Origin of the sequence: Nostoc sp. UHCC 0251, assembly GCF_034932245.1 — a bacterium.
Lineage (GTDB): Bacteria > Cyanobacteriota > Cyanobacteriia > Cyanobacteriales > Nostocaceae > Nostoc.
In genome coordinates this window covers 1-14,598 of the sequence record NZ_JAYGHD010000099.1, presented here as the reverse complement: position 1 = coordinate 14,598, position 14,598 = coordinate 1, and the positions used below count along the sequence as shown (strand labels likewise).

The 14,598-nt window shown below is 42.5% G+C and carries 18 protein-coding genes; 9 read left to right on the top strand and 9 right to left on the bottom strand.

The features are described 5' to 3' along the window. The 5 genes from VB740_RS13240 to VB740_RS13220 form a co-directional block, all read right to left on the bottom strand. Window positions 1–220 (bottom strand): transposase family protein (locus tag VB740_RS13240; RefSeq protein ID WP_323200456.1); only part of this gene is annotated, 220 nt, incomplete at its 3' end. Between the two features lie 533 nt (window positions 221–753). Next, complete coding sequence (locus VB740_RS13235) at window positions 754–2,037, bottom strand: AAA family ATPase (RefSeq protein ID WP_323200455.1); 1,284 nt, start codon at window positions 2,035–2,037, stop codon at window positions 754–756. After that, window positions 2,034–2,549, bottom strand: coding sequence for a hypothetical protein (locus VB740_RS13230; protein WP_104902265.1), 516 nt, complete (start codon window positions 2,547–2,549; stop codon window positions 2,034–2,036). The genes VB740_RS13235 and VB740_RS13230 overlap by 4 nt, the downstream gene beginning before the upstream one ends. 17 nt (window positions 2,550–2,566) lie before the next feature. Continuing rightward, window positions 2,567–3,562, bottom strand: coding sequence for a CBASS oligonucleotide cyclase (locus VB740_RS13225; protein ID WP_323200454.1), 996 nt, complete (start codon window positions 3,560–3,562; stop codon window positions 2,567–2,569). Window positions 3,563–3,575: 13 nt separating this feature from the next. Then, window positions 3,576–5,192: an SAVED domain-containing protein gene (locus VB740_RS13220; RefSeq protein WP_323200453.1), complete on the bottom strand. Its 1,617-nt coding sequence runs from the start codon at window positions 5,190–5,192 to the stop codon at window positions 3,576–3,578. A 226-nt stretch (window positions 5,193–5,418) separates the two neighbouring features. On the opposite strand from VB740_RS13220, the gene VB740_RS13215 reads away from it, so the two are divergent. Next, complete coding sequence (locus VB740_RS13215; protein ID WP_323200452.1) at window positions 5,419–6,774, top strand: hypothetical protein; 1,356 nt, start codon at window positions 5,419–5,421, stop codon at window positions 6,772–6,774. A gap of 162 nt (window positions 6,775–6,936) precedes the next feature. Here the strand turns inward: VB740_RS13215 and VB740_RS13210 are convergent, their stop codons facing one another. Both VB740_RS13210 and VB740_RS13205 read right to left on the bottom strand, forming a co-directional pair. Continuing rightward, window positions 6,937–7,560 carry a hypothetical protein gene (locus tag VB740_RS13210; protein ID WP_323200451.1) on the bottom strand — a complete coding sequence of 208 codons (624 nt, stop codon included), beginning with the start codon at window positions 7,558–7,560 and terminating at the stop codon, window positions 6,937–6,939. Between the two features lie 55 nt (window positions 7,561–7,615). Beyond that, a complete protein-coding gene (locus VB740_RS13205; RefSeq protein ID WP_323200450.1) occupies window positions 7,616–7,867 on the bottom strand; it encodes a hypothetical protein in 252 nt (83 codons plus the stop codon). Window positions 7,868–8,007: 140 nt separating this feature from the next. Here VB740_RS13205 and VB740_RS13200 point away from each other — a divergent pair, with 140 nt between their 5' ends. Together VB740_RS13200 and VB740_RS13195 are read left to right on the top strand one after the other, a co-directional pair. Next, a complete protein-coding gene (locus VB740_RS13200; protein ID WP_193924003.1) occupies window positions 8,008–8,199 on the top strand; it encodes a hypothetical protein in 192 nt (63 codons plus the stop codon). A gap of 2 nt (window positions 8,200–8,201) precedes the next feature. Continuing rightward, on the top strand, window positions 8,202–8,780 hold the full coding sequence (locus VB740_RS13195) for a siphovirus Gp157 family protein (protein WP_323200449.1): 579 nt from the start codon (window positions 8,202–8,204) through the stop codon (window positions 8,778–8,780). A 172-nt stretch (window positions 8,781–8,952) separates the two neighbouring features. On the opposite strand, the gene VB740_RS13190 is transcribed toward VB740_RS13195, so the two are convergent. Next, on the bottom strand, window positions 8,953–9,516 hold the full coding sequence (locus tag VB740_RS13190; RefSeq protein WP_323200448.1) for a Uma2 family endonuclease: 564 nt from the start codon (window positions 9,514–9,516) through the stop codon (window positions 8,953–8,955). Between the two features lie 118 nt (window positions 9,517–9,634). On the opposite strand from VB740_RS13190, the gene VB740_RS13185 reads away from it, so the two are divergent. The 6 genes from VB740_RS13185 to VB740_RS13160 all read left to right on the top strand — a co-directional run bounded on the left by VB740_RS13185 (window position 9,635) and on the right by VB740_RS13160 (window position 13,999). Next, window positions 9,635–10,279 carry a hypothetical protein gene (locus tag VB740_RS13185; protein ID WP_323200447.1) on the top strand — a complete coding sequence of 215 codons (645 nt, stop codon included), beginning with the start codon at window positions 9,635–9,637 and terminating at the stop codon, window positions 10,277–10,279. 5 nt (window positions 10,280–10,284) lie between these two features. After that, on the top strand, window positions 10,285–10,722 hold the full coding sequence (locus VB740_RS13180) for a hypothetical protein (RefSeq protein ID WP_323200446.1): 438 nt from the start codon (window positions 10,285–10,287) through the stop codon (window positions 10,720–10,722). 146 nt (window positions 10,723–10,868) lie between these two features. Next, window positions 10,869–11,693 carry a hypothetical protein gene (locus tag VB740_RS13175; RefSeq protein ID WP_323200445.1) on the top strand — a complete coding sequence of 275 codons (825 nt, stop codon included), beginning with the start codon at window positions 10,869–10,871 and terminating at the stop codon, window positions 11,691–11,693. Beyond that, the gene (locus VB740_RS13170) at window positions 11,666–12,424 is read left to right on the top strand and encodes a hypothetical protein (protein WP_323200444.1); all 759 of its coding nucleotides are present in this window, start codon (window positions 11,666–11,668) and stop codon (window positions 12,422–12,424) included. The genes VB740_RS13175 and VB740_RS13170 overlap by 28 nt, the downstream gene beginning before the upstream one ends. Further along, window positions 12,408–13,100, top strand: a complete 693-nt coding sequence (locus tag VB740_RS13165; protein ID WP_323200443.1) for a hypothetical protein — start codon at window positions 12,408–12,410, stop codon at window positions 13,098–13,100. The genes VB740_RS13170 and VB740_RS13165 overlap by 17 nt, the downstream gene beginning before the upstream one ends. A 62-nt stretch (window positions 13,101–13,162) precedes the next feature. Next, window positions 13,163–13,999: a ThiF family adenylyltransferase gene (locus tag VB740_RS13160; RefSeq protein WP_323200442.1), complete on the top strand. Its 837-nt coding sequence runs from the start codon at window positions 13,163–13,165 to the stop codon at window positions 13,997–13,999. A 68-nt stretch (window positions 14,000–14,067) separates the two neighbouring features. On the opposite strand, the gene VB740_RS13155 is transcribed toward VB740_RS13160, so the two are convergent. After that, on the bottom strand, window positions 14,068–14,598 hold a 531-nt coding region (locus VB740_RS13155; protein ID WP_323200441.1), incomplete at its 5' end, for an IS4 family transposase.

The following is a 14,598-nucleotide window of genomic DNA, read 5'->3' as shown; positions in this document are numbered from 1 at the left end:
TAGCCCAAGGTGCGGTTACATTGGTCAGCCTTTCTGTAAAAATGCGTCGTTTACACAAACTATTGATGCAAAAAAACTTCCTTACCCGTAACTGTAAGGTAATGCTGTAATCAGCCCAGGGTAAGTCTGCTAATAAGCGTTCATAGCGACTATGAATTTTTTGAGTTGGTTGGTTACAAACTGGACAGTTAACTACTCTACTGATTGCGGAAACAATCAAATTTATCTGAGTTTTTATCTTGTCAAGTTGGCAATTTTCAAGTCTCAGATTGCTTGAATCTGGTAATAGGTGAGTTAGCACCGACATAGAACTTGCTGAGGCTTATACCTCAAATGTTTGAAGGAGTGAAGTTTGAAGTATCTCGATTATATCTTTCTTCCTTCTTCCTTCTGCCTTCTGCCCTCTGCCCTCTGCCTTCCCCCAACCGAGATCACCAAAAGTTGCCAAGAACCCATAAAGTTGCCGAAAGTCTAAAAATCAAGCATAAACGTGCCGAAAGTTTGGAGCTTATGCACTCTCAAATACCTGAAGTAGCAAGATTGTCTCTTAAAAACCCAAAAAATTCAAGCTGTCGTAAGTCCATTTGAAACCATAAACGTGCCACCCCGGCAAACTTATGCTTACAGTCACACTACTGAGCTAAAACTGGAATTCAGTCAAAAATAACACAAAAGTGCCTATGCAAATTAGAGGACGACTATTTCACATTTCAAATAATGATAATCTTAGCATAAACCTAAATAGGCATTGAGTTACGTTAAACCCATACGAGGTGTTGGTAAAAGCTTGCGTGCTTGTGTTAAAAGGTCTTCCGCTTGCAGCTTTCGTTTTTGGCTGTAGGCATCGCGCAAAGCTCCAGCCAGCAATCTATCTGTGAGGTCTGATGCTGTGAACGGAATGTTTTCATTTTTAGACTCTTGTGTACCAGTCAGATAAACCAACTTAGTAACTTGTTCTAAAGTTAGTTCTAATTCGGGAACTATACTCCTGATAATTTCTGCACGTATTTCGTCCGTTGGACGCTCAAAAAATAAATCAAGGGCGGCACGACGACGGATTGCAGGATCAAGTGCGTTAGGTCGATTTGTGATGAAGATGACTGCAATAGGCAGACGGGTTAGGCGAAGGTTGTCTAGTTGCTGTAGCACCGTATTGAGTCCAGCTTTGTCCTCATGATGCATCTGTTCGCTATCCCGTCTGGCTGCAAGTGCATCAGCTTCATCCAAAAGGAGCAATATCGGCTCATTACGAGAAGACTTAGCACGAGCTTCAGCATGAGCAAACGCTTGTGCAATTAAGTCACTCATTTCCCCTACCTGACCGGTACCACGAATTTGAGTATTAATCTTCAGCAAGTGTACACGAGTTTTGTCTCCAATACGACGAGCCAATGCATCGCCAATGGTTTCCGCCAGTACAGTTTTGCCAGTGCCAACATCGCCAGAAAGAAGAACTAGGGGTACACGACTGCGTAGTTGTTCGCATAACAAAAGTACACAACCGTGGTGCTTAATACTCCAAGCCTCTACTTGTTCGGGATACAGTAGCATCTCCAGTTCGATGAGCAGTCGCAACTTATAATTTTCGAGTCCCACAAGGCGTTCATACAAGGACTGAGCAACCTTATCTGGAAAAACTTTCTCAAACTCAAAGAACTTAACAAGTTGGGATAAATCTTGGGAAACTCCCATAGAAATTAAACTCCTTGAAAACGGATTTGTAATATTGCTTTCAGGGGAAGGGATGCTACTGTGTCCGGCTGGGAAAAATACCCGTACTGGAAGGCTGGATAGTTTCTCGCCACGACGCACCAGATCGAGCTTATGCACTGCTATCGTCAACTCATCGTCGCCGATGTTGTAACCAGCCTTCTCTATGTACTGGCGCAACACCTTTGGGATGGCAGTTCGTTTAGCAACATTTTCTCTACGTGCTATCTCCTCAGCCTCAGCTATTATCGCCAATGCTCCTAATCGCAACTGCCCCAATAGCTGATTTTCAGAACCGATAAGTTGTATTGGAGTGTCAGATGTCATCGTGTAAAATGCTTACGACTAAGACCATAGTTATCTTTTGAATATGTGCGGTCATTAATCCAGTTACCGCCACTATAGTTTAACTGACCAGCAGAACTCCATTTCAGTTGTAAATCTTCTCGAATTTCATCTTTCTCCATTTCACTCATACTTTTCCATCGCTCATTATGGGTAACTCGCACATGGAAGCTGGCATTTGCTAGTTCTAATTGATAGCGGATGCCGCCGGAAGGGTCATCGGCGAGTCCAACTCCTGCCACAAAGACGATATATTCCAATTCTTCTAAAACATAATCGCTGTTCGGTTGAGTCCAAACGAACTTAACTCGATCAATCACTTCCTCATCCAGGAAGACTCTTACATCGTTGATCAGTCTCTTGGCATAGTCTTCAGGGAAATAACCATAAGTATCCAGTATTGCCAAGAAATCAGCCTGGACTTTGCGGCTAACATAGACTACTTTAGTAAGCGTGCTTGTCTGGGTTGTGGATTTAGTACGAGTTGTGGTCATTAACTATAGATTCCTTTTTATATAGGCTCGGAAAGAGTTCGGAACTCATCACCAAAAACTTGACACCACGCATCTACAGCAGCATCTTCATCACCGTCAAACTCACAACTTTTGGCATCCATCATTGCATCATAAGCTTCTTGAACCCGTTCCAAATAACTCAGGCGAGTTTTCTCAGTCCAAGTCTTAGCAATGTTGTTATTCGGATTTACAGAATCCATAATCACAACTTGGTCGGCTGGAAGTACAACTCGATTCACATTATAGAAATCGTCAAAAATAATTGGTTCCAAGAACTGATGTTTGCGTAAAAAAGAAAACACTTGCCGTAAACTGGTTTGCCACTCGTCAGTTACACCATATTCTTCAAAAGCGGCAGCAGTTACAAGGTCGCAGAAAATTGACGGCTGGGTTAAATCACCTTGTTGATTATTCCACCATTTCACCATACGAACAAGACGATTAAACTTGACGGGGCCAGAAATTTGTTTGCTCAGTGCTATGCGCTGGCTAATAAAATCATTGTGGCAAGTGACTGATGTCAGACGCCAACCATCCTTACGAGGTATCCAGCCCCCATTCGGTAGACCGAGAGAATCATCACGGATAATTGGTGCTACATCAACATTTAGCTTGATACCACTGCGAAACTTTACCCTTACTGCACTCTTGAGGGGCTTGATGTCTTCATCCTGCTTTGTTGGGTAGATGTTACGAATTTGATCGCTAGTAAATTTTAAAAGCTTATCGAGTTGTTCTTTAGTTGCGTCTTCACCCGAATAGTAAGCAGCAATATCTACATCGAAAATATTATCTTCTGTTCTACGCAGTGAAGTAAATTTGGCGTTTGAACCTGCTTTTAGTACCTTCTCTAATGTAAACCGATCGTCAGCAGAGACTCGGTTTTTGAGTTGCTCGACCATGTAATCGGTTTGTCGGTTTGCTTCTTTAATGTGTTCGTTTGTAGGCCGAATTTGGCTTGTAAATCTGTCAAATCTTTCTTTGATAGTCATATTTTTTTGTCAATTATGCTTGTGTAGGTCGGATAACGCATTGTTCACCGACATACGCTGCTGCCAAATCAATTGCCCAGTCATAACCCCGATGAAAATTCCACACTATTACAGGTGGATGGATATTCTCCGAAATTTGCTGTCCAATATGGAAGGCGAGTGATACTGGCCCAGCGTAGAAGATATGAACCCTATTCACGTTAGGTATTCGTTGGGTAATTAAATCCATTGTGCGTCGAAACACCTGTCCGTATTCACGCACCTGATTTTCACTACGTACAATACTTCTCTGAGGTGGTAATTTCAAATCCACTTCAATTGCTCCCTCTGGAACAACTTTACGAGTTTGTTCGGGGAACACTTTATAACTCACAGTTATGCGAATTATTACATCACCTGTGTGCCTCAGTTGTGTCTCAGGTAAACCCTGTACATCCATAGGAGGAAACTCTTCTCCATCTCCCGACCATGACCAAGTATTTGAGCCTGGACTGGGGTGAAAGTCGAAAAACCTCACTGGCTGGCGGTCTGTGATCAGATGACCAGCTAGAATAGCCAAGGGTATGTGTACGATACCGTGGAATACTAATTCTGCTTCACCACGTCGTGCAAGTGTTCCAAATAATGCTCCTTGCGGTTCGGTTATGCGCTGAACGGCAGTTTCTGGACTAGTAAATACTCCATTTGCTACTAAATCAGTGAAATCTAATAGAGATGTTTCCACCTCACGCCGCTTCAGGTCATCCCCAAAACTTTTAATTACTTCATCTGGTGCGATCGCTCGCAAAGATTGGGCGCGAAGTATTAATAGTGGCGTTTCAACCGTTCTGGCAGTTTTTACCGCAGCTAGTGGTGGAATCGGTCGAGAGCGTAATAACCCGATTGTAAAGGCAGCTGCTGCATTGGCAGCGTAGCCATGCCAATTATCATTTTTTTGTGCATCGGCAAAATCACTTATACCCCGAATTTCTAGAAAACGAGGGGGATTAGTGTGGTTTGCCGCTGCCCGTGCTACTCCAGCACCCTCCATTGCTACAGCGAGGAGCTTTGGACAATCCTGGAGTAAGCGTGGTAAAGTTTCTGCGTCTGCAATTACTTTTTCTCCACTAGCGATAGGAGCAAAATGCACCTCTGGCAAGGCATTTTCTGTTTGTACAGTTCCTGGACGCAGCACGCTGATCTGGCCTTTCCACTCACTTGCCTCGTAGGCATAAGCGCGACCATAAAGTAGCCGATCGGATAGGAACTGTTCTGACCTACGCTGGTCGCCCTCTGTAGTCAACTTAGCCATCTCATAGTAGTAGCAGAACGTTGACACCACAACATCTCCTAGTTCCAGCTTCCCACGCACACCACCAGCAATTCCTACCATCATTACGTTGACTGGTTCCCAACGCTGGAGTAGTCTAGTTGTTGCAACAGCAGCTTCGTTATTACCCATACCTAATAATGCAACGAGAACTACTGTGTAATATTCATTTGAGCCTGGAATGCTAACACGCCCATAGTAATAGGTAAGAGGCTCAAAATCTTCCTGCAACACTTCACAAGAGTCTAGGCGATCACGTACTGCATCCCTCTCAATTCTGAGCGCTGTAATGATAGCAAAATCAACGGAGTTGTTTCTCATAGTCACGCTGTCAAGGGCGCTGTAACCAAATAGCTGGTAAATTTAATCAGCGGTTTTGACGATTTTAGACTATTTTTCTTTAATTGGGGGGTAATCAAAGCTGTAGCATTTAAAGTTTTCCTTATTCTCAATGAAATAAAGTATTACATTCTATAACTCTCAATTACGCAATGATTCTAGCAGCTAACGCCACGGATGGGAAAACAAACCTTCAGGCGTAACTGCCATGATCTTCAATCCCAGACAAACAACGATTAAATTTCTTAGACAAATAGGCTTTACCACCGGAACCAAAATTTGGCTCAGGATTTCTTGGGACTTGCCCACAGAAATGATACCTAAAAACTGGAATCACTACTGCCGCAATGATCAATTTGTCTACTCCCACTACATTCTCTGCGGTAAAATCACCCAGCAAGGATTTCAACTCTACTGCTGTACTTACGGAGGTCGAGACAAACAAGGCAATACCTGCTGGCGACTGACACCTAAACGCTATGCTGATGGTTGGGCATTGGCATTTAAAATGTCATATCTTGGTGCCACAGTCAGCTTTTACCCCAACCAACCAGACAAGGGAATCAGCAATCAGCACGTTAGTCAATGCCAATGTTTATTCTACGAAATTGATGATTTGGCGTTGAATGAGCAGCGACAAGCTGTAGATTGGCTAAAGGATGAAATCAACTTAGAACCTGCCGCCGTAGTTTACACAGGTGGGAAATCCCTGCACGTTTACTTTAAATGCAGCCATTTCTTGAATCCTGCTGAATGGCTGTACCTCAATCGCCAACTGACGATTATCCAAAACGCAGATCCAGCCATTTGCAACTTAGCTCGTTCCATGAGACTGCCAGGTATGGTTCGCAGACGGGTGGTAGATGGAATATTGAGTGCAACCATCCCCATTACCCTAGAGCATTGGTCAAACTGTCAGTACAACTTGGAAGAGCTAGAAACCGCATTTGATTCTACAGCCTTATTTCCCTACGAACTTTCTGAGCAACGCTGGCGCAAGTGGGTGCAGCTTCTCACAAAAGCGAAAAATGGAGAAGTTATCGACCCACAAGCAGCGCTACTGCAACCTTCTGTGACCGTCCCTCGCTCAACCTTGCATTGCCGACGAGGGGCAGTAACACAAGCTACAACCAGAGATAATTGCTCATCTCTTAAACAACTACGCGCTAGCGGAGTGTCTGTTCCTTTGTCTATTTGTTTAACTTTGAGCGATCGCATTTTACTAACTTATGGCGAATCTGAGGGAAACAGAAACAATTCTGGCTACAAATTAGCTCGTAATCTACTAGGTACATCTAATTTACTTACCAGACACCGAATCGTTTATCATCCCGAACCACGCCAACTATTTGACCAATATTGCGATCGCTGCACACCTCCACTTGAACCAACCGAGGCGGATACAATTTGGCACAGTGCAAATAAAACAACAGCCTTTGCCAGTCGGGACTTTGGCTCAATTGTCATGAGCATTCGTAAGTGGAAGTTACACCGCAAATCAAAAAAGCAATGCGTAAGAAAACCAAAAAGATTAATTAACGAGAGATTGACAAAATCGATGTAATACCCTTCCAATTTCTACCCATAATTTACCGTGTACACATATCTTTGTACAGGATTAAAACGGTGTGGGACAACTCCAAAATACTTGTGTGTACACGGTAGCCCTATTCCAGGGAGACTATATGACTATTAAAGATGAGTATTGAAAGTACTATCTCTAGTTTTACTTTCCCATTTTTGGTAAATAAGACTGACGATAATTGTTCTTAGCCATCAGCCTAGCCTCACGCTTTGTCCACTGTTTTTGTAAAGGGACATCAGCCAATCTTTGTAATAATATGAATACACTATCATCTCCAGTCAACCGAGCAATGATTTGAGCGATCGCCTTACAACAACTCCAAGGATGACGCACTACCTGAACTTCTGCAAATCTCACTACACCCCAATTGCGCTCCAAGAAAAAACGGTTACGGATTTTATCGTCATCAACATCAATACAGTGGTGAGGTTTACCTGTATCTCCAGTATAAGGTTCATCAATCTCAATATCGAGAGTTAACCCAGAAAACCGATGATAAAGGATAAAATCAGCCGAGTAACGTCTAGACGAACCAGGAATTTCAAATTCCACCGCTTGACAGATAAGGTTCTCTAGAAAAGCACACAGTAAATGGCGAAAAAATTGCTTTTCACTGACACCTTGCTTGGCCGTACCATTTCCATTTGGTAATTGAACGCATCCTTGAAACGAAGCTTTCAAATGCTCCTGACTTGTAGAATCTTTAGTGTATAAACGTCTCACTAGTGGTGGATAAAGAATAATTGGATAGTACCCAGTAAACATAACCACACGTTTGTTAAACTTTTAGCAATCAAGAAAAACAAAATAAAGATAATAACTAGAAGTTATCTAATCTAATATCCTTCCAAATATCAGAAACTTGCCATCCCGTCTTACCAACAGAAAGGACTATAGGATTATCACGCGCTGGAATATAGTTAGGTTTCTTATTGCTTACACCTATTTGTGGCTGTTCTTCAAGCATTGCTTCTTGTATATTAATAATGTCAATTGTAAAATTCTGTTCTTGTGTTTCCTCGATAATTTTTGTTTCTTGGAGTAGCTTTTCCGATTTTTTGATGAGTTTCATATCTATTTACATTTTTGACGCTTGACATTGACAAAATAACGATAATCTAAAATTAAGTTAATTCCTAAAACCTTGGGAGAATGCCAACACAGATAGATGCGCTATCGCGCCAAAATTGATGGCGTTACACAACCAAGATAATGCAACAATTAACAGCTATTTTAACGAAATTTAAACCTAAATTTGTTGCTCCTCCGATTTCAAATTTTCAGCCTACACAAGAAAATGTTTCCAATTTATCTTTCAATACTAATTTAGATTCAGGCACTATAGCTATCTTAGAACAGATTGAAGCTGAATATGAATACTATCAAGTTTGTGAGGAGTGGTAGTCATGAATTTAACACTCGCTCAACAATCCTTAGCAGGACTTTCCCAAACTGCTGCTCATCTCTGGGAACAGCTAACTAATTGCCAGACTCCTGAAGAAGAAGCTGAGATCATCACCGCTATTTGGGAAACTCAGGAAGTTCAGGAAGAAGTTGTTGATATCCAAGCAGAATTAGCATTGCAACTGGATGCTGAAATAACGGCTATTAAGCAACGACTAGAACATCTAAAAGCTGTACATCAATCAGCACTATTAAGACTAGAACGCTGGCGACAAAAATTAGATGAAACTATTTTAGAACAAACCGCCGCAGGAATTCTACCTGAGCAAATGATTGGTAATTCACTTCGCATCACAATTCAAGAAAATCCGCCAAGTTGTGAGGTGCTGATAGATGCAGAACAATTGTCTCCAAAATACCGCAGAGAAAAGACTGTTTACTCAGCAGACAAGAAAGCTATTATTGCAGCTTGGAAGAAAGGTATTCCTGTAGATGGCACTCATATCCAGCGCAAGCGCCGAGTTATCTATGCTTTGACAGCAACAGCAATTCATGACTTCAAAGACTCGCTTTTAACTTAACAATAGCTTTAACTAATTTATCAGCCAACAGCAGGAATTTTACTGTTTTGTTGGCTGCTAAATATAACTCTTTTTTCACACTTAAGTAGATTGGCACTAGGAAAGTTAAATATGTTCAAACGTAACGGAATTAAGCCTAGTTTCTAAAATAAATAGTGTTTCATCTGTTTCTCTAACTGCTCATTTTTAGCCAACCAAACACCTGAGCTACAGTTAACTCCAAGTCTATCCCGGCTAACACTGGCAAACGCTCATCACCCTGCAAAAGTTCTGGTTGTTGATTTGGACGGAAAACCAAAATGGAACGATCTTCTGGGTCTATTAACCAACCTAATTGGCAACCATGATCTAAGCAATAGAGAATATTGCCTGTGACTCGATTTGAACTTTGTTCGGGAGAAAGAATTTCAATTGTCCAGTCTGGAGGAAGCAGAAAATCACTATCGTCTTCCCCATCAGCAGCAAAGGGAATACGTGACCAGTTGAAAACCGCTACATCAGGTACTATTGAGCGGATTCCAAAACTAAACCGCAGTTCTGGAAAGGCATAAGCAACATGAAGGCTTTCGGCAATGTCGTTGATACTATTGCATAACCTTAACTGTAATCGGCTATGCTTCCCTTTTGGCATTGGTTTTTGAATAATCTCACCATTAATGTAAATGCTTGCAGGTTTTGTTTCTGGTAGCTTGAGAAACTCCTCCAGAGTCAGGGATTGGGTAATTACCGTAGACATGGCTCCAAAAGCAAAGGGGATATGTTTTAGTCTAGCAGTACCGTAGTCTCAAAAACAGTTTCTACTTCTGGCTACCGCCACAACCGCTTGCACACCAGTTAACAAGGCTAAAAAAGCTATGACCACAAAATGGCTAACACCAGAACAGGCCATTGTCAAAGCCAATCTCACTGTTACTTCTGAAACCTTAAAATCTTACATTTCAGAACAACAGGGAAAAACCACTGCTGAAGAACAATTCCAAGCTTTAGGATTGCTATTTGACAGGGAACGCTTGCGTGCAGGTAAAGCTAACTTTTTGCAACTTTTAGAACCAGTAAGTGATGAAAATAGCTACGTCAAAGATGAAATCGACTCTCATCAGTTAAACGACGATGACACAGAAACATCCGCTACCAACAGTGTAAATCAACTAGAACCATTTATTTTCGAGCAATGCAAAGTTCAAATCGTCATCACTTTACTACCTACAGAACAATTAATGAGTAGACCTGTAATGATTGCTGCCAGTAGTCACGGTGATTTCCCTGTGGTTGCCATGCTCAATCAAGACGAACTGGGTGATTTACCATCTGCAATTGTTCAACTACTGGACGAACTGAAAGCCGATTTTCCTAATCGCCAAATTCGCCGGAATATAGCCCAGACTAAAGTTGTCAAAACCAATCAACCGCCCACTGCCCAAACTCCAACTCGCACTGAAACTGCTAGCTCAGATACTACTAAACCAGTCAGTAATACTACGCAAATATCACTGTTTTAAATACCATGACTACTACAAATAGTAACAAATTACTTGTTATCTACGAAGGTCAACAACACTGGATTACAGAAGCGATCGCCATTAATGACCAATTACTACGGGATGCCTTCACTCCTCTTTGCGCTGAACTGGCAAACGCAGACATTGAGCGTCAACCAGGAGAACCGATTCACATCATCAAGAAGCCCGGTAAAAAAGGTACTTCTCCTCTAGATTGCCTGATAGTGGCTCCTGAAGAAATCAACCCCGCAGTCCAAATGTGCCACCAAATGCGTCAACGTCAGGTCATCACTGGAATTGACTGGCAAAATGCAGGACAGCTATCAATCCAGATTCAAGAGGCGATCGCAGCTGGAACAGAATTTTCTCAGTCACTCAATCAAACCCTAAAATCCCTAACAGCTTGCACTCCCACATCTAGGGTTATCCCTGAAGGTTTTTGAGTACTGACAAAAGGGGTTGGAAATTGACTTGAGGGATAAATTATTGTCCAAATTACAGCAATTTGCATTTCGACTGAAGTAGACCCCACACCTTACCTGCATCTCTTCTTTAATTCCAACCCCCATAATAACAAGTTGTACAAAATATGTCTCACCTCGTACCCCTCAGTATGGCAGAGGCAATTTATAGTCTTTATCAGTGCCAATTTACCTTAGATGCCACAGAATCACTTGATTATCTGGAAACCCAACTCAACATTTACTCCTTACTAGCACTGTATCAGCACTACTTTCCTACCGAATGGAAAGCCAGCCAAGCCACTATTTACCCACCTACAGATGTAGATTGCCATAGTCCCAGAGAACTGGAATTCATTGTACTGATTTACACTCATCTGTTTCCGTTATCCCACTGGACTGTAGAAACAGCCTACGAACAAAGATTGCACAGTATTCCTATTACCCCAATGGGTATTGACTGGACAATGGATGGAGAAATTGAACATCTCAAAGATGGTTGGCAACTACTTTTACCTTTTAGCCATGACAGTCGCCGTTGGCTTGATGAAATACACCCAGAAGGTAGCGATTGGTTTGATAGTGAATTTGGAATTTACGAAATTACCTACACTGACATCGACCACCCAGACAAAATTGACTACAAAAAACTGAAACGGCAGTGTCATCACCTAGATAATCCTTTAAAGTTTCTGCCTTTAACTTTAAAGCTGCTAGACCATGAAACTAAAAACCTTTGGTTGGACGAGTACGCAGACGATTATTACTACCAACCTGACCGCACCTTTTTACCTTGGTCAAAAGCATCTATTGATTTGCTCACCAGAAAATGGCAGCAAGCAAACCGAATGCTGAACTGTGCAGCCAACTTAATTGATTGGCTAGAAGCAGACTTAAAACCTCATGCTCAAATCCTACTAAAACTATGGAAACAAGCATTGAAACCACGTTAATCGACGTTACATCGACACCAATTCTATCCAGCGAGATTCTACGAGCAATTTTGGCAGACCCTCCCCGAAAATCTCCAGTAATTCAAGCAGAATTGCTGTTTTTAGATGGCATTTACATCTTCCACCACCGAGACAAAGAAATTCTCGATGCTCATATTTACAAATGTATCTCACCGGCAGCCCTGAGAATTGCTTTTAGCAATGAACCAATTGATACTGGTTGGATGGAACCAGGAATTGTGCGCTGGGGTACGGGCAGTACAGACACATATTTGGTAAAATTTATTCCACCAGCCACTCATACAATCAATTGCGATGAACTTGGATCTTTAACCGTTCCACTACCTGCAATGGTGTTTGTGGGCAAGGGATTAAAATATTGGGTTTGGGCAATTCAAGAACAGGAGTTTACTCCTCAAGCAGAAGCTTTTCATGTGCCACTACCCAATGTCTACAGTTCTGGACAGGTGTGTTGGGGAGTGAACGAACCACCTGCTGCTAATGGTTTATCAATGAACCATGCTTGGAATTTATTTATTTCCAGTATTTTCACCAACCATTTAACAATAAGTAAATCACAAAAATACCGCAAGGATATTCGCCAGCAACTTCTAAAACTGCACAAAAGATGCAGACGTTCAACTTATCCTGTATCTGACCTTGTGCCTATCGGCAATCAGAAAAGTGTCGCTATGCTTGTGCAGGAAATCCTCGATGAACCCATTGCTTGAGGGCATTATTGGTTACAAAATTGTCACAACTTCATCTCTGCCAACACACACCAGTAGTGGACTAGAGTACCTTTATGCCGGAAATGGCATCTTTGCTAGAGCCATTCGTCCTGGCATAGAGGTATTAATGCCTATTTGCTTGTGTTCCCAAACTATCAAAGGGCTACCTCACCTAACACCTTATCTCAAAGTCACTCCCTTAATTCCCAAACCGCTACTACTGGAAATGTGGCGGTCGAGTTATCAAGCTGGCAATCAATTTCATGAAATTCTCTTTCATCTCCACTGTACTGATGCAGGCTGGGATTTACAAGTCCCAGAGCAAATTCAAACTCCAACTAGCTGCCAGCCAACTCATTCTGGCAGTGACTCTTCCCACCAGAAAGCGGCTGTAGACATCCATTCCCACGGTTCCTTACCTGCCTTTTTCTCTACCACCGATAATGCTGACGAATCTGGCTTTCGCATCTATGGGGTACTAGGTAGAGTTAATACACTCAAACCAGAGATTAAATTACGGGTTGGACTGTTTCGCCACTGTTGGGATGTACCTGCTAGAGCAGTGTTTGACATCGACGGAGACTTTTTTATGGTTGATGTCTCACTTTCATCTGGCTGTAAATTTTACAGTACCGATGTCTCGCCTGTAAATGTGATGGAGAAGCTATGGAGGTGAATTTCAATTTAGCAAATGTCTGTTCCCTCACCGGTACCTATATCAACTTAACCAACCGTACTATGGAGCTAAATCTTGATTTGGTAAATGCTTCTCCTGTCGTGACTGTCAACTACTCGAAGATAGAACTGTGGCTAGTTGGGTGCGGAGGCACTGGTTCTTGGTTGGCTTCTTCTCTAGTTAGATTGGGCAGAGTTCTTTCTCAGCAAGGTAAACAGGTGAAACTTTGCTTTGTTGACCCGGATCGTGTTGAGTCAGCTAACGTTTTACGCCAGTGCTTCTGTGATGCAGAAATCGGACTCAACAAAGCCAAAACTTTGGCGCTGCGCTACTCCCTGGCTTGGAAGATGCAAGTTACAGCGATCGCTCAACCTTTCCAACCCAAATGGATTGTCCCCAGTTACAATACCCTGATTGTTGTCACTGCTTGTGTAGATAATGCCAAAGCCAGAGAGTCAATTACCCAAGTACTTCAGCACAACACTCATCGCGCTGCGCCTCACATTTGGCATTTGGATTGCGGCAACTCCAAACGTAGTGGTCAAGTACTATTAGGTTCCTATCTGTCTACTAACCCCAATGACTATGATTTTGAGGCTTTAGGCTGCTTTCGCTTACCTGCGCCAACTATACAGCAACCCGATCTACTGGTTTCACAACCAGAAGAATTGGCAGACAACAACTTGTCCTGTGAACAAATGGCGTTGCTCAATAGCCAGTCCTTGAGCATTAACCAGCGAGTTGCTGCGGAAGCCTTTGATTATTTGTTGCAATTGACGACGGGGAAACTACGACGATTTGCTACTTATTTCGACTTAGAGAGTGGTAGCGGAAAATCTCTGTATACAACGCAAGTCAGTATTATGCAGGCGATTCTCCTGAGTCATTCCTGTGCGTAGGTGTAGCCCGTCGTAGACATCGCTCCCCTCTCAAGTTAACAACCAAGCACTGTACCTGACTTTTCCCGTTAAGTCTCTTTTGCAAGCTGCCAACCCTCACAGAGATCGTGTAATTTTAACCAACCTCGCCACAGTACTTGAATGCCAATTGGTGTTTTGCTTCGGTGTTCTAGGTAGCCGCCAAGACGAGCAACAGCTTCAACAGCCCAACTAACAGTTAGTACTTTGGGCAGTTTGGGAGATTTAGCTTTCAAAATTCTCAGTTCTAAAGGATTCAGAATTTCAATCGCGGGGGCGAAAGGCTGGGTGCGGTGTAAATAAGTTAACTGCAACAGTTCAACAGCAATTACACTCAAGAAACCAACTAAGGTTTTCATGCCCTCAGCAGCCAGCCTGTATCGTTCTACCTGGCAACCAGATTTGAAGATTTTGTGATATTCCTCCACCCGCCAACGGTAAGAATACCAACGTAAAATCGTAGAAGCCATCTGGATATCTGCGACAACTTCTGTAGTCAACAGCATCCATTCGACAGGTATTTCACCTTCTGGACAATCAACTTCTGTGGCATAAACAGCATACACAAGTAGAGGGTCACG

Coding starts and splice junctions, on each gene's coding strand:
- VB740_RS13235 (WP_323200455.1), bottom strand. CDS start 2,037: ATGACATCTGACACTCCAATACAACTTATCGGTTCTGAAAATCAGCTA.
- VB740_RS13230 (WP_104902265.1), bottom strand. CDS start 2,549: ATGACCACAACTCGTACTAAATCCACAACCCAGACAAGCACGCTTACT.
- VB740_RS13225 (WP_323200454.1), bottom strand. CDS start 3,562: ATGACTATCAAAGAAAGATTTGACAGATTTACAAGCCAAATTCGGCCT.
- VB740_RS13220 (WP_323200453.1), bottom strand. CDS start 5,192: ATGAGAAACAACTCCGTTGATTTTGCTATCATTACAGCGCTCAGAATT.
- VB740_RS13215 (WP_323200452.1), top strand. CDS start 5,419: ATGATCTTCAATCCCAGACAAACAACGATTAAATTTCTTAGACAAATA.
- VB740_RS13210 (WP_323200451.1), bottom strand. CDS start 7,560: ATGTTTACTGGGTACTATCCAATTATTCTTTATCCACCACTAGTGAGA.
- VB740_RS13205 (WP_323200450.1), bottom strand. CDS start 7,867: ATGAAACTCATCAAAAAATCGGAAAAGCTACTCCAAGAAACAAAAATT.
- VB740_RS13200 (WP_193924003.1), top strand. CDS start 8,008: ATGCAACAATTAACAGCTATTTTAACGAAATTTAAACCTAAATTTGTT.
- VB740_RS13195 (WP_323200449.1), top strand. CDS start 8,202: ATGAATTTAACACTCGCTCAACAATCCTTAGCAGGACTTTCCCAAACT.
- VB740_RS13190 (WP_323200448.1), bottom strand. CDS start 9,516: ATGTCTACGGTAATTACCCAATCCCTGACTCTGGAGGAGTTTCTCAAG.
- VB740_RS13185 (WP_323200447.1), top strand. CDS start 9,635: ATGACCACAAAATGGCTAACACCAGAACAGGCCATTGTCAAAGCCAAT.
- VB740_RS13180 (WP_323200446.1), top strand. CDS start 10,285: ATGACTACTACAAATAGTAACAAATTACTTGTTATCTACGAAGGTCAA.
- VB740_RS13175 (WP_323200445.1), top strand. CDS start 10,869: ATGTCTCACCTCGTACCCCTCAGTATGGCAGAGGCAATTTATAGTCTT.
- VB740_RS13170 (WP_323200444.1), top strand. CDS start 11,666: ATGGAAACAAGCATTGAAACCACGTTAATCGACGTTACATCGACACCA.
- VB740_RS13165 (WP_323200443.1), top strand. CDS start 12,408: ATGAACCCATTGCTTGAGGGCATTATTGGTTACAAAATTGTCACAACT.
- VB740_RS13160 (WP_323200442.1), top strand. CDS start 13,163: ATGGAGCTAAATCTTGATTTGGTAAATGCTTCTCCTGTCGTGACTGTC.